The organism is Mycolicibacterium komossense, assembly GCF_025822605.1.
Lineage (GTDB): Bacteria > Actinomycetota > Actinomycetes > Mycobacteriales > Mycobacteriaceae > Mycobacterium > Mycobacterium komossense.
This window is the reverse complement of sequence record NZ_JACKTY010000004.1, coordinates 72108-85271: the sequence shown is the minus strand read 5'-3', so window position 1 is coordinate 85271 and position 13164 is coordinate 72108. Positions and strand designations below refer to the sequence as shown.

Annotated in this window: 15 protein-coding genes; 7 read left to right on the top strand and 8 right to left on the bottom strand. The window is 58.4% G+C overall.

What is annotated here, in order from left to right:
* Positions 1-89 precede the first annotated feature (89 nt).
* On the bottom strand, positions 90-2603 hold the full coding sequence (locus H7J73_RS00585; protein ID WP_264065260.1) for a CHAT domain-containing protein: 2514 nt from the start codon (positions 2601-2603) through the stop codon (positions 90-92).
* A 276-nt stretch (positions 2604-2879) separates the two neighbouring features.
* Here H7J73_RS00585 and H7J73_RS00580 point away from each other — a divergent pair, with 276 nt between their 5' ends.
* The gene (locus tag H7J73_RS00580) at positions 2880-3479 is read left to right on the top strand and encodes a recombinase family protein (RefSeq protein WP_264065259.1); all 600 of its coding nucleotides are present in this window, start codon (positions 2880-2882) and stop codon (positions 3477-3479) included.
* 41 nt (positions 3480-3520) lie between these two features.
* A complete protein-coding gene (locus H7J73_RS00575) occupies positions 3521-5374 on the top strand; it encodes a GmrSD restriction endonuclease domain-containing protein (RefSeq protein WP_308207381.1) in 1854 nt (617 codons plus the stop codon).
* Between the two features lie 216 nt (positions 5375-5590).
* Here the strand turns inward: H7J73_RS00575 and H7J73_RS00570 are convergent, their stop codons facing one another.
* The 3 genes from H7J73_RS00570 to H7J73_RS00560 all read right to left on the bottom strand — a co-directional run bounded on the left by H7J73_RS00570 (position 5591) and on the right by H7J73_RS00560 (position 8313).
* Positions 5591-6061 (bottom strand): LppA family lipoprotein, encoded by a 471-nt coding sequence (locus tag H7J73_RS00570; protein ID WP_264065258.1) that lies wholly within the window; start codon positions 6059-6061, stop codon positions 5591-5593.
* Positions 6062-6159: 98 nt separating this feature from the next.
* Positions 6160-7977 (bottom strand): alpha/beta hydrolase, encoded by a 1818-nt coding sequence (locus H7J73_RS00565; protein ID WP_264065257.1) that lies wholly within the window; start codon positions 7975-7977, stop codon positions 6160-6162.
* 6 nt (positions 7978-7983) lie between these two features.
* Entirely contained in the window at positions 7984-8313 is a 330-nt protein-coding gene (locus H7J73_RS00560; protein ID WP_264065256.1) for a WXG100 family type VII secretion target, read from the bottom strand.
* 632 nt (positions 8314-8945) lie between these two features.
* Between H7J73_RS00560 and H7J73_RS00555 the strand changes: the two genes are divergently transcribed.
* The 4 genes from H7J73_RS00555 to H7J73_RS00540 all read left to right on the top strand — a co-directional run bounded on the left by H7J73_RS00555 (position 8946) and on the right by H7J73_RS00540 (position 10368).
* Positions 8946-9230 (top strand): type II toxin-antitoxin system Phd/YefM family antitoxin, encoded by a 285-nt coding sequence (locus H7J73_RS00555; RefSeq protein ID WP_264065255.1) that lies wholly within the window; start codon positions 8946-8948, stop codon positions 9228-9230.
* Complete coding sequence (locus H7J73_RS00550; RefSeq protein ID WP_308207380.1) at positions 9227-9490, top strand: type II toxin-antitoxin system RelE family toxin; 264 nt, start codon at positions 9227-9229, stop codon at positions 9488-9490. The genes H7J73_RS00555 and H7J73_RS00550 overlap by 4 nt, the downstream gene beginning before the upstream one ends.
* Before the next feature lie 201 nt (positions 9491-9691).
* Positions 9692-10066: a heme-binding protein gene (locus tag H7J73_RS00545; RefSeq protein WP_264065254.1), complete on the top strand. Its 375-nt coding sequence runs from the start codon at positions 9692-9694 to the stop codon at positions 10064-10066.
* Between the two features lie 5 nt (positions 10067-10071).
* Entirely contained in the window at positions 10072-10368 is a 297-nt protein-coding gene (locus H7J73_RS00540; RefSeq protein ID WP_264065253.1) for a hypothetical protein, read from the top strand.
* Between the two features lie 19 nt (positions 10369-10387).
* Here H7J73_RS00540 and H7J73_RS00535 read toward each other — a convergent pair whose 3' ends face one another.
* Both H7J73_RS00535 and H7J73_RS00530 read right to left on the bottom strand, forming a co-directional pair.
* Positions 10388-10954, bottom strand: coding sequence for a cadmium resistance transporter (locus H7J73_RS00535; RefSeq protein WP_264065342.1), 567 nt, complete (start codon positions 10952-10954; stop codon positions 10388-10390).
* Positions 10955-11062: 108 nt separating this feature from the next.
* Positions 11063-11383, bottom strand: coding sequence for an HNH endonuclease (locus H7J73_RS00530; RefSeq protein WP_276030760.1), 321 nt, complete (start codon positions 11381-11383; stop codon positions 11063-11065).
* Positions 11384-11515: 132 nt separating this feature from the next.
* On the opposite strand from H7J73_RS00530, the gene H7J73_RS00525 reads away from it, so the two are divergent.
* On the top strand, positions 11516-12508 hold the full coding sequence (locus H7J73_RS00525; protein ID WP_264065251.1) for a hypothetical protein: 993 nt from the start codon (positions 11516-11518) through the stop codon (positions 12506-12508).
* Positions 12509-12514: 6 nt separating this feature from the next.
* On the opposite strand, the gene H7J73_RS00520 is transcribed toward H7J73_RS00525, so the two are convergent.
* Together H7J73_RS00520 and H7J73_RS00515 are read right to left on the bottom strand one after the other, a co-directional pair.
* Positions 12515-12781, bottom strand: coding sequence for a hypothetical protein (locus H7J73_RS00520; protein ID WP_264065250.1), 267 nt, complete (start codon positions 12779-12781; stop codon positions 12515-12517).
* A gap of 223 nt (positions 12782-13004) precedes the next feature.
* Positions 13005-13164: MspA family porin (locus H7J73_RS00515; protein ID WP_264065340.1), on the bottom strand; the 160-nt coding region annotated here is incomplete at its 5' end.

Here is a 13164-nt window from a genome sequence, read left to right as displayed (position 1 = left end):
GTGAATGCTTTTCAAAGGTGAGCAGCGATATTTCAACCTATTCGCAATTCACAACGACGTTGCGGTGACACCAAGCCGCGCTTGAATAGTTAGAGCCCTCTCGCAGCGAGGTAATACGCCGACCACACCCTGGGGTGCTCGAATGGTGTTGCGCTGGCAGCCTCGCGGTAAAATAGATCAGGTATTTGTGAACCGTTCGCTTTCATGAAGTCCGACATCTCCGATATTGTAGATTCGCGTATCCACGATTGCGTGGATACGAGACATAGGGAGACCGCCGAGATATTTAGGCTATCCTGACGCGAAATAGCCCAATAAAAGCGACAGAAAAATATGTATGACGCAACGTCTAATACCGGCCAAAGGGTACCAATTGCGAATCGGCACCCTCGATACAGAAATGCCGAACTAAGGCTGATCAACTCGTCACCGAGAACCCCTGTTGCAGGCTGGCCCGATTGACATGAACTCATTGTCGTTAGAAACAGCTTATGAGCTGGATCTAAAGCGAGTAGATCAGAAACTGAGAATGGACCGTCAGCCAAAGCCAGCGAACTTCGAAATGGATCCTCAGGGATCGCAAACGAGTGCCCAGAGTAGTGAATAATATTCGCGTCTCTGAACAGCGATTCGAGGTCGGGCTTTGTTGCTTCGTGAACAATACTCGACCGAATCCCAGTTGATGCGAGGTACCGACTAACTACTTCTACTTCACGTTCTGGATGCACCAGAACCCTCATGCCTGACGCAGCTGGAACGCTGATTGCGTATGACGAAACTTCGTTACCCAAAGTGATCTCAGCCGATTCCCGCGCCGTCGTAGTGGCACTTAAGACCATCGCAATGAACGGATAATCATTTTCAGCACCGAGTGCAGCACTTATAGGTAGATTTGTATACAAGCCACCCACGATCAAACAGATACCCGAATTTCGGCTAGTAAGTGCCGCAATTGCACGGGTTACGGGAGCTAGAATTTCAAATGCCCGTAGTGTTGCTTCAGTAAGAAGTGACATAGGCACTCCAGCTTCTTGCGAATAAGTTAGGCCGAGCGTTCCGTAATCAAACGAGAAACTCAGCCTTGCAAGCTCCGAACCAGTTAGTTCCGAGACGAAGACACCCGTCGTCGGGACATCTGCGTCATCTGACTTGATAATTACGTACGTACCCCGAGACGAATGGGTGACGTAAACCCACTGAGGCATCGACCTCTCCACGGGATTGACAGTTCCCAAGTACTCAGACTCTGACACATGATTCGCATGCAGGACAACCCGAGTGCGGTCGATCAAGCCGATGGCGTGATCCCACATTTCATGCCTACAAAGTTCACATGCGACAAATCGTGCGAGTGGAGGATTATTGCGCAGGAATATCTCTATTAGGTTCTTGTCGCGTTTGTCTATAAGATTCCAGAAAGAGTCTGCAACTTGCAGCAGCAACGGGACTGGCGGAACAATACCAAGATGCTCAGCCAACCCTATGGCTGTCATACCGCGCCTTATTATTTGTTCAGGTTCGAGTATGTCGCCATGTTCGGACAGCAATGCGGAAAATTCAGAATACGCCTCTTGCCGATTCTGAAGGTCAATACTAATCTCCGCAGCCTCGAACATTCTTGTCAGTTGCGAACGATTGACGGAATCAGATACTCGCGGCTTCTTGGGGCTCACCAATCGTTCTCGTGCAGCGAGTAGCATCTCTACATCCTCAGTGTCGAGAGGATCCTCACTCTTGGGCGAAAGCCATTCTGGTACTTCATCGAATCCAAAGGTCGCAGGGTTCACCTCAATATTACCTGCGACCATTCCTGGGTCATTTTCCGCTACCTGCCTAACAGGTTCTGGCAGCTCGTCAATATGGCCTAGCACAGCCTGAGAGCGCCGAGCCCGACGCTTTGCATGAAACAGCTCTCGTTCAGTTCGAGATATGCTTAGAAGCGCCGGCTCTGATGGGTACTCATCATATTCGTCAAACAGTCCCAGCGCTCGGTTGCTAGCCGCTCGTGAGAGCTCTAGGTGGTTGATTTTATCACCGATTCCGTTATCGGCCAATCGTTCGTAGTACATACCGATCACAGCTTCGGAGTAGGCCCAATCAACGGTGCCTGGTTCTTTGTATTTGAACCCTATGTCAATGTACTTTTTAATCAGTGAAATCTCGGCGGTATCTACGGTTGACTTCTCCAGTAGTATTTCGGCAGCATTAGTAAATGCTATCGAGGCCCGGCGAAAATCACCGACCTGAATAAATCCGCGGCCCGCTTTTTTCATGAGATTCGCGGCCGCTACGAACGAACTATCGGAATCTTCGGTAAGATACTTGCTCTGGACAAATCCTGTCGTTTCAAGAATGTCGCTTTGAATGTGTAGGAGTTCTTGCTCAAGATAAACATCACCACTGCGAATCTGTATAGAAATAGCGCGCACGGCATTTTCGAAGGCGTATCCAAGTTGCTCCGCAGCGGCGAGGTAATCCGCGTTGGTGCCTGCTTGGTCCACCAAGAATTGCCCGTACATATGCGCTTGCGCGAGCACCAGAGCATTTCCACTTCCGCAACGATCACGGCCTGCGCTGAAAGCTTGATCAACTTCGCTCTTCATTTGCCGACGATCGTAGGGCAAGAAAGGTGGGATCGAAGGGATGCCGCCGGGATGCTCAGCGCGATTCATTCCTTGACGAGCGCTTCATACCGCAAGTTGCAGACAAGTAACGACAACCAGGCAGGCCGGAGACGCATGTCGCAAAACTAAAGAATTGACACACTGTCACCACTACCCACTGAGCTTCAACAACTCCCAGGTGGGTCTGTCGCAGAAGTTGTTTCAAAAGGGTTGTCGCATATTGACAGGTTATGCGACTTTTGCGACACTGGGTTCATGGTCCCGAACGCCGCACCCGTCGTCACCACAACCGTTCTGGGCTATGCCCGCGTGAGTACCGGGCATCAGTCACTAGATCAACAAGTCGATGCCCTCGTCGTCGCAGGGGTGGACGGGTCGCGTGTCTACAGCGACAAGCTGTCGGGAACCTCCACGCGGGAACATCGTCCAGGCCTGGCGACGCTGCTGAACTATGCCCGCGAGGGGGACGCCATCGTCGTAGTCGGGATCGACCGTCTGGGCCGCAACGCCGCTGAGGTCATGGCCACGATTCGGGAACTCGGTGAGCGAGGCATTGTCCTGCGCTCGCTTCGAGAAGGTATAGACACTTCCAACGCCACCGGGCGGATGATCGCTGGCGTCCTGGCGAGCTTGGCCGAACTTGAACTCGAGCTTGGCCGGGAGCGCCGTACGGCAGCGCGTGAGGCACGTAAGGCACGCGGGCAATCCATCGGACGTCCTAAGGCTCTCGACGGACATAAGGTCGCATTGGCCCAAAGGATGCATGCGGCAGGGGAACCTGCGACCACCATCGCCTCAACCCTTGGTGTCAGCCGGGCAACGGTCTATCGGGTTCTGGCCCAAGACGAGTCATAACCGCGATCCCCCTGGGGGGTGCCCTGACTCGCACCCGCGCCATGCCTCGTATGGCCAGCGTTCGCTCTCTCTCTGGCGATTATGTCGATACGATCTCCAACATGTCTCCTGGTACCCAAGATCTGTCTGTTCGTAGCGAAAGCGTCCAGCGAATGTACGACCTATACCTAAAGGACAGATTCCAGGTCAATCGCCGATATCAGCGAAAGCTGGTGTGGACCGTGGAAGAAAAGCAAAAGTTAATCGATTCAATGTTCCGCGACCTCCCACTCCCTCTGTTCCTTGTCGCAGAGACCACCAACGAAGGGTTGATCACTTACGAGTTGATCGACGGCCTACAACGACTCAACGCCATCTTCGCCTTCTTGGAGAACGAATATCCGGTAGCAGGCCGATACTTCGATCTCGATTCGCTTGCGGATACAAAGTTGAAGAAGGACGAAGAGCGTCTTATCCAACGAGAGCCGGCATTCGGACGTGAAGAGTCAGCAGAATTCGCCAATTATACCGTTGCGTTATCGGTTTTCCGCGCCGCTGATGAGGCAAACGTCGAGGAAGTTTTTCGGAGAATCAACTCCGGTGGACGACGTCTATCCCGGCAGTCACTCCGCCAAGCCGGCACGATATCACCTCTTGCAGATCTGGTCCGCGTTATATCCTCCCGAATACGCGGCGATACCTCCGCCGGCGAGTCTGTGCCACTGAGAAGAATGCCGCAGCTGAGCATTACAAACTATAACTTGGAATACGGCGTCAATGTCGATGACATCTTTTGGGTCATCAACGGAATACTTCGCCGCGAGGACGTCCGCGAATCTCTAGACGAACAGCTGGTCTTAGATATATTGATCGATTGCCTCATCGAGCCATTGTCGACATCCGGAACTAGAATCCGCGACGATTTCTATAACTTCGGAGATCCAGAACTAGGCCCCAGCAAAGTATCGATGAACATCACCAACGCTATCGATACTGCTGGCAAAGATCACATCGTTGATGCCTTCATGAGGGTATATGACGAAATTAGAACGGTAATTGGCGCTAATGAAAAGAAATTCTCGACACTGATCGATGCTGGCAGCGGTGGCCGTTCTCCCCGCTATTACCATGGAATATTTATGGCTTTCTACGAGCTTATAATTCGCGAGCGCCTACGCGTTAAAAGCTATCCAGCCGCTGCCTTGTGCTTGAACAAAATCGGATCGAGCCACATGTCCGTACCAGGTGGAGGTGGCGACTGGACCGGGCCAACGAAACGGGCCACTATCGATTCTGTAAAAGGGATACTGCGCAGCGCATTCGAAGGGCCGATCGCGGGAGACGATATCGCCACATTCGGATATGCCAGCCAGCTCGAAACCATTTTGAGCAATGCGCTCGTCGAACAGCAGTTATTCGACTGCAAACAAGGGCTATTCACCCTCGCGGATCCACGATCCTTTGATGAAAACAATTTCAAGAAGATCGCGAAGACGATGTCCGCGATGGCCAATGGTGGAAAAGGATTTGTTGGATATATCGCAATCGGTATCGCAGACACGGAAAGTGATGCGAATCGGGTAACAGAAATGGACGGGGTGAATGCGATCTTATATCGCGGTTTCCGCGTGGTTGGCATCGGCCGTGAAGCACTTCTCCGAGGCTGTGAACTGAACGATTACTGGCATTGGCTGATTCAGAAACTACCATCAACCGGACTTGAACAAGCGCTGGCGTCCAGCATTGCCAACAGCGCGAGACTTGTTCCTTATCATGGTCACGCAGTCGGCCTTTTCAAGATTCAGTCAGGTGACGCTCCAAATTTCTTTGATGGACAATTATATGAACGTTCCGGGTCTGATACAAAGCTTGTGCCACAGGAGCAGTACCGCCGTGTTTTTCAGGCATTTAACTGACATCGATCAATCGACCCACCAACGTCCACCAATTCCCATATCGCCTGGTCAGGATCGTTCGGGCCGAAGCGGTCACACGTGTCAAGACTGCCTCGTCGACGCGTGTGCCGTCAGTAGTCGCCTTCCGCAGAGGGGGGGTGGGGATCTTCTAACGATTCTTAGCCCATCAAGTTGCTGTCGGCGGGTTGATGTTCACACATGGGTGCAGGTCTGAACTCAGTGTTTGTTCGCGGGTAGACGGCAGCCAGTACTGCCTGTGATGAGGGCAGCTTTCTGTGATCCGAGGCGCAGGGTGGTGCCAGTGCTGGTGGAGAACTGGATGTCGTGGTCGTTGGGAGCGTCTTTGAACACCGAGACGGTTGTGTTGCCTAGAGTGGTGGCGGCTTTCTGGGCGATGTCGTGGGCCTGTTGCCAATTTTGTTCTGGGATCGGCACATCGGAGACGTAGCTACCCATCACGATCTCTTGGCCGTCCGACTGTTCATACGGGGGGTTGCATCCGACGCGGGTGTCCTCGCGGGTCCACGCCCATTTGATTGCGGGATTTATTGCTGAGATTTGTTGTCCGACTTGCTCAATCGTTGACCGCATTTGACTCTCGGTGTCTTCCAGTGTTGGCATCGAGGTCAATGATGCGGCGGCCTGACTGGCCTGAGTGGGATCGGTGGGTTTGTAGGGGTTACCCATGTGACATCCTGTCGCTGCTAGTGCGATTGACGCGACACAGGCCAAAGCGCTGAGCCGGCGTGGTTGACGGGTTGGTCGCGGTGTCATAGTTGATGTGCTCACTTTTGCGCGATGGGTGTTGTGCCAGCGATGACGGCTGCGATGTTGTATCCGCTGGTATAGAGCTGGTTGTGGGCGCTATCCCATCGGGGGTAGTCGCTGTGGCCGCTGGCGGCACTGAACGTGCGCCCGTCGGGAACGGTAACCGTGCCGGTGGCGAGGTGGGTGAAGTTCGGGTTGGTCGCCGGGTTAGGTCCGAAATCGCCTGCGCCAGTGAGATCCAACCCGCCGACCACCGTTCGCGCGAGCGGCCCGAGCGGAGTCGGTAGGAGAGCGCCGGCGTGGATCAGCGGTTTACCGTCATAGGTCCATTGAATCGGATCATCTGGAGTCTCCATCGCGAACACATGCCCTGGCTGTAGACCCAACTGTTGTGGGGTACTGGCTTCGATTCCCGGGGACCCATAAAACAGGGCATTGTCGACACCATGATTTCCGGGTTCCTGCAAGGCTAGGCCCGTGGTCAGCGACCCGTAGGAGTGTCCGATCGCGGTGAGATCCATTGGGCCCTGATGCGTAGCGTGAATGCCGTCATAAAACCCGGCGAGGTCGTGCGCGCCGATCTTGGCGACATCGTCATGGCTGACTTCCCAACCGCCGGACAACGATTTGCCGATATCGTCGGTGCCAGGGATTTGCGGTGGGTCATAGCCAATCCACGCGATTGCGGCGACTGTTTCGTTGCCGCGTCCCGCGGCCGCGAGCTGGTTGAGTCCTTCCAGACGCGCACGCGACGCCTCGTCAGCCATCCCGTCTATAGCGCCGTGCACCGTTGTGTTCAGGCCGGGGGCAGTGACCGAGACATGTGTTGCAGTATCGGGGTCTCCGACGGCTATGGCGGCTCGTGCTTGGCGGCCGTTTTGGGTATCAAGCAGCATCAGTTTGCGTTCTGGGTGGTTGGCGAGCGTCTTGTCTACTGCCTGAAGGTCAGGAAGGTACTTTGATCGATTGAGTGTGCCGTCATACTGGCGTTGCCACGCCTCGTAGGCGAGACGATCATCGAATATTGCCCCCGGTTTGTTCGGTTCGGGGATGTTGTTGCCTTGCGCCCAATCAGGATGGGCCGCTTTGAGTGCATCAGCTTGCTTGGCCGCTGATTGTGCCCGCGCGAGCTGGTCGGCGAGGTTGAGCCGATTGTAGTAATCCTTGCCGGGATATTGGTCGTCGCCGGTCGGCATGCCGTTGTGGTTGCCGATGTTGTGGTCGCGGCTGTACAGGTAATCCTTCTGCTCCTTGGACAGTTTCTCCCACATGTCGGCGAACTGGTTGGGATCCTCGGGCAGCGGTTTGTCGAGTGCGGCCTTGTCCAGCGGGGTATCCGGGATCGGGGTCGTCCCGTCGGCCATGTGGATGGCGTTCGCCAGAGCCATATCGACCAGGTTGGCTTCGGCAACTATCTTGTCCAGGCGCGGTTGCAACTGCTCCTGCTTGAGCAGCAGTTCCATCGCGTTGCCCTTGAAACCTGGACCTGCGATCACCTGCCCGGAGACAGGGTCAATCTCCATCCCCAGAGATTCAGCGTCGGCTTTGACCGACGCCAGCTCAGATTTGATCCGTTCGATATTGTCTGCTGCGGTGCGGGCCGCGTCCGCCACCGCCTCGGCTTCATCACCGTGTGCGTCGAGATCTTTGCGGGTCTTGCCGACCGCTTCTTTGGCCGCTTCGGCGGCCGCACCACCCCAGCTGCTGAACGCAGGTAGCGTTGCCAACCCATCTGCGGCATCCCTAGCGGCCTGAGCGCGGCTGGTCGCGGCGTGGAACACCTCCCGGACATCCCCGGCGTCCCACCGCTCGATATCGGCAACTGACAACGCCACGACGACTCAGTGCGCGGTCTCGCCGACAATCACATCCGCAACCTGCCCGGGCACGTTCAACGCCTGGCTGTTCTGCGTCTCCATCTCTTTGAAGCTTTGCCCGCTGGTGTGGAACGCTTGCGCGTGGTCACTGAGTCTAGTCAACAGCGCAGTCGTTGTTGCGGCCCACGACTGGGACCGCGCCACCATCGCCGCTGCTGACAATCCCTGCCAGCCGCCTTGAGCTGCCTCCACCCGGTTATCGGCAGCAGCATGCTTTGCCGCCATGCTCTCCCCCCGGTCGGTAACCACCAACCCAGACGTAACCAAACTTTCTGGATCAACTCGCAACGTCACGATGCCCCCTGAAATAAGTTGTAGTACTAGGACATGCCTAGCAGGAAGCACAGTGAGCGCGCCAGTCACTGGAGCTAACCCTTGTTGCATCTGAGTCACCCGGTAAGGGATTGCGGAACTCGCTCACGCTCCCAATGATGGTGTCCGCGGCGATGTGCTCGATCAGCTCGCCATGTACGGCGAGAACCCGGGACTTCTACGCGGGACTATTCGGGGCGGTCCATGCCATTCTGCTGACTGCCTGAACGTCAGGCTGATTCCGGTTCAACTGCAACTATTAGTGGGGGTGGGGGGTACCTGTACCACAACAGGACGCGCGCCTCGCACGGCCAGCGCCTGCTCTCTCTCCGTCAGATTGGGCCGCGAGCTCCCGTCCGCAGTCCGTCCGCAGTAGCTTCGCTCGCGATAAATAGCAGCCAACGTCCCCAACCTGCTGACCTGCTAAGACTTAACGCACCCAACGCGGTCAACGGCGACAAACGTCCAGCGCGTAGTTCCGCTTCAACGTCTAGAGCCCATCGTCGAGATTTTGCTGAGGGTTGCGATTCGACGCTTGATCGTGGACGCAAGCTCGTCGGTCGGGAATCCTTCGGAAACGCACGTCTGCACCCCCTCACGCTAGAATTCTGTACATGTCAACGCTTCCTCTCGCCGAGGTTCGCGCCAACCTCTCCAAATTGGTTGACGAGGCTGTCCGGACGCACGAGCGCATCGAGGTCACACGGCAGGGCCGCCGTGCCGCGGTGATACTCAGTGCGGACGACTTCGACTCGATCATGGAGACTCTGGCGATCCTCAGCGACCAGGAACTGATGCGCGAGGTTCGAGAAGCCGATGCGCAGGCGGAAAACGGCGAGCTCCACACGCTCGACCAGGTGACAGAGGAGATGCGCGCCGCCGGCCGGCTTCCGCGGTGACGTACCGGATTGAGTTGACGACCGCTGCGAAGAAGGCACTCACCGATCTGCTGCCCGAGGCAGTGGCCGTCGCATGCTGGGAGTTCATCCGAGGTCCGCTCGCTGAGAATCCTCAACGGGTGGGCAAACCACTTCGCGGCCAGTTGGAGGGGCGGTTTTCGGCCCGGCGGGGTGAGTTTCGGGTGATTTATCAGGTCTTCGACGAACGTGTTGTGGTCCGCGTTGTCCACATTGCACACCGTCGTGACGTTTATCGATGACGTAATTGCGTGCAATTCCGCTTCAACGTGTGAGGCCGTCGAGATTGCGCGCAGGGCTGCGATTCGACGGAAACAACGACCGTGGCCGCAGCCTCGCCTGGCAGGTTCCTGAGCTGTATTGCTACTGGCCATAAGTTCGGCTGCGGTGTGGTTAGCTTCGCTCAGCGTTGGTCGTGTGACCACCGAGTGAGGAAGCTTCCGATGTCGGTGCCAGGATGTGCTCTGCGCGGTGCGGTTTTCGCCGTCATCAGTGCCGGTGCAGTAATGCTTGGCGGGGCCGCACTGGCGGCCGCGGATCCCGTACCTGCCGTGCCGCCGCCCAACTGCACCGCGGGCGACCTTGCGGTGGCGTCGGGCACCGTCGGGACTGCGATGGGCGATTACCTGTTCAGCCACCCGGACGTGAACGACTTCTTCACCAGCCTGCGCGGCTTGCCGAGCGACCAGGTCCACGACCGCGTGCAGTCCTATATGGATGCACACCCTCAGACCGAGACGGATATCAACGGCATTCGTCAGCCTCTCACCGATCTGCGAAGCCGATGTGACATCGCCGCATCGCCACTGGGTTCCTAGGGGGCATGGACATGACTCGTAAACGGTCGATTACCGTCACCGCGGCGAGCGTGCTCGCCCTGGCCACGATCCCCGGAGCCATCCTCACCATCCAGGCCGGTGCCGCCGGTGCCGACGTGTGCGCCAGCGCAGGGCGACGAGTCCAGGTCAGCGGATGCGCGAACCTCTCCGATGTCGTTGCGCCGTACGTGCCTCCGCCTGCCTACTACGCCCCGATGCCGTATGACCCGCCGCCACCGCCGAACGTCAACGGCTGCGTCAGCTACAACGGCAGATGGGTCAACGCCGCCGGCTGCAACTAGGCCCCAGTCAGGCCCGGCGCTACAGGCCGAAGGCTCCGCCTTCGATCAGAATGCTCAGGCCGATGCCGATGAGCACGACCGGCAGGATGATGTGCCCCCAGCGCGCCAATATCGGCGCGACCGCCCGCCTGCTGGCGAAGAACCATCCCGCGAGGCACCACAGCGCGACCCCCGCCAGGAACACCGCCGTGTACACGGTCAGGCCGGCGGCACTCGTCAACGCGAACACGGGAACGTAGACACCGATGTTGTCGCCGCCGTTGGACAGGGTCACTGCGGCGACCTGCGGCACGCCCACACTTGCGGCGGACTGCTTCACGACGGTGTCATCTTCACGGCCGCGGCTGCGCCACAACGTATATGCGGCGCGCAGGCCGAGTAGCAGGGGCAGCAGGCCGAGGTAGGGGATCGCCGATTCGGGTAGCAGGCCCGCGCCGGCAGCACCGAGAATCGAGATGGCCAGGATCGCAGCGAAACCGAGATACTGGCCAAGGCATACGCGGACGATGGCCGAACGCGAGGACGCTGCCGAGCCGAAGAAGACGATCAACACCACCATGTCGTCGATATTGGTGACGGCGAACATGGCCACCGCTTTGCCGATCAACGCCCAATCCATCAGTACCCCTGACTGTGACACACGCGAAAAGTGCGGTGAGAGATGGATTCTGGAAGATCTTTGCGGAGCCTGCTCTTACTCAATCGCCGAGGGCGATCCGTCGTCGTGGACATCGGCCAGCATCTGGCTGATCTCCCTCTGACGGACCAGAAAGCGTTGCTCGTCGAGCTTCTTGCGGCGCATCCAGCTGGTGACTTCGGAATTGCATTTGCTTGCGTTGCACGATCGGCAGCTGGGCACGACGTTGGCCAGCACGTAGCTTCCGCCGCGTGAGATCGGCAGCACGCAATCCTTCTGATATGAGGTGGTGGCCTCACCGCAGTAGGCGCACCCGCCCCACGCGTCCTTGAGCGCACTCCACTGCGCGGCGGTGAGATCGTGGATCTTCTGGGCCATGCGCCGCTTTCGTCGACGCGCATATCTGACCGCACGGGTCGGGCTGCGAGACGGCACGCGCCGAGGCTAACGCGGTCACACCCCCGCCAGGTGTGATGCGCACTTCCGCGTGTCGCGCTTTATCCTGCGTCGATGAAGTTTGTCCGGCCAATGATCGCCAGCGCACTGGTCCTGATCGTTGCGACGGGGTGTTCGTCGGCCGTGTCAGCGGTGCCGCCACCACAGTCGGCGGTGGTCATCTACGAACCTGCTCTCGACGGGACGTACCGCCTCGATCTCGATGGCAAGCATGTGCTGGTCAACGGCAAGGCGATGCACGCTCCGCCGGCACCGAGCCTGTTCGCCATCCGGTCGGCCTGCTCGCACTCCGGCTGTGTGGCCACCGGGACCTTGCTACAGGGCGACGACTCCAAACGTGCCACCGACTACACCGTGGTCCTCGATTACGTCAACGGCGGCTGGCAGATGGCGGCCCCCAACACGTTCAGCTGCCCCGACGATTCGACGTCCCCTGGGGTGGTCGCCTGGTTCGTCAAGCCGGGTCCGGGCCGGACGCTGGTGGGCACGTACTACGCCGCTCACGCCGTCGGCGTGGATTGCGTTTCTGCCATGCAGGCTCCCATGACGTTGACCCGGGTCGGTGACGTCGACCCTGCAGTGGCTGTCGCGGATCCCCATGCGGTGCCGGCACTTTCGGCGTCGGCGCCGGACGGGCTCAAGGGCAAGTACAGCCAGGTCAACACCTACCGTGGGGCCGGCGGTGCACCGCAGACCGGCGAGGTCGAGGTTCAGGCCGAGACCGTCGACATGATGACGATGTGTCTGCGCAATACCGAGCAGTGCTGGGCATTGGCGACCGCGACCTACCACGGGACGACGGTGCAATGGCCGTTGGCGTTCGCCAACGGGGTGTGGTCGGTCAGCCGTCGCGCGTCGCGCGACGAAGGCTGCCCCGACCGGAGCACCACTGAAATGGTCATGCACTCCGACTATCCGATGCCCCAACCGCCGTTGAACCCGGTGCCGCAATTGACGGGTACCGAATCCTTGGATTTCGACAGCCCCAGCACGCCATGCGCAGGCGCGTTCGCCTACGACTCGGTGTTGAAGCGGACCGGCAGCTGAGCCAGGTTAGGACGGTAGATCGAGCTGGCCGTTGGTGGTGTTGCCGTTGTCATGGTTGTGGTCGATGAAACCCAGCTGGTAGGGAATCTGGGGATCGGCGCCGAACGGGACCAGCGGATCGGTGCCGTTGGTCCCGCCGGGTGCGGGCTGGGTGGTGGTGGCGGCGATGACGGGCATCTGCTCGGTGGCGGCTCCGGCGATCGGCGCGAACCCGAACGAGGCCGCAATCGCGGCGGCGGCGATCCAGGGTGCGACGCGGTTGGTCGTTGTCATGATGTTCTCCTGCTCGATGGTTCGTCGTAATCGACTGATTACCATCGTCCTCTGTCGGGGGAGACCGTGTCGTCACGGCTGACGCCAATCCGGGACTCCCTGCTAGTAGGTAGGCCCCGTCGGGGATCGGCTCGCCGACAATTACAAACAGCCCCGCCGTTTCCGGCGGGGCTGTTGCACTTCTTCTGCTAGGGAGAAGTCTGGTCGAGCGTAAATCCCTGTGCTAGTTCATGTTCCAGGGCTCGCCGTAGGTGGTGACGCTGTCACCGGCGCCGCTGATCAGGCGTGCGAAGGGCCGCAGCAGGACGCCGCCGGCAGCGCCGGTCACGGTGCCGTGGGCGTTAGAAACGGCGACTGCGCCGTTGGGGCCGGAGACGTCGACG

Excerpts from the sequence above, each read along its gene's own strand:
- H7J73_RS00575 (WP_308207381.1), top strand. The coding sequence starts at position 3,521 with ATGCCTCGTATGGCCAGCGTTCGCTCTCTCTCTGGCGATTATGTCGAT.
- H7J73_RS00530 (WP_276030760.1), bottom strand. The coding sequence starts at position 11,383 with ATGGCCCAGAAGATCCACGATCTCACCGCCGCGCAGTGGAGTGCGCTC.
- H7J73_RS00545 (WP_264065254.1), top strand. The coding sequence starts at position 9,692 with ATGTCGGTGCCAGGATGTGCTCTGCGCGGTGCGGTTTTCGCCGTCATC.
- H7J73_RS00520 (WP_264065250.1), bottom strand. The coding sequence starts at position 12,781 with ATGACAACGACCAACCGCGTCGCACCCTGGATCGCCGCCGCCGCGATT.
- H7J73_RS00570 (WP_264065258.1), bottom strand. The coding sequence starts at position 6,061 with ATGGGTAACCCCTACAAACCCACCGATCCCACTCAGGCCAGTCAGGCC.
- H7J73_RS00555 (WP_264065255.1), top strand. The coding sequence starts at position 8,946 with ATGTCAACGCTTCCTCTCGCCGAGGTTCGCGCCAACCTCTCCAAATTG.
- H7J73_RS00525 (WP_264065251.1), top strand. The coding sequence starts at position 11,516 with ATGAAGTTTGTCCGGCCAATGATCGCCAGCGCACTGGTCCTGATCGTT.
- H7J73_RS00580 (WP_264065259.1), top strand. The coding sequence starts at position 2,880 with ATGGTCCCGAACGCCGCACCCGTCGTCACCACAACCGTTCTGGGCTAT.
- H7J73_RS00535 (WP_264065342.1), bottom strand. The coding sequence starts at position 10,954 with ATGTTCGCCGTCACCAATATCGACGACATGGTGGTGTTGATCGTCTTC.
- H7J73_RS00540 (WP_264065253.1), top strand. The coding sequence starts at position 10,072 with ATGGACATGACTCGTAAACGGTCGATTACCGTCACCGCGGCGAGCGTG.
- H7J73_RS00585 (WP_264065260.1), bottom strand. The coding sequence starts at position 2,603 with ATGAAGAGCGAAGTTGATCAAGCTTTCAGCGCAGGCCGTGATCGTTGC.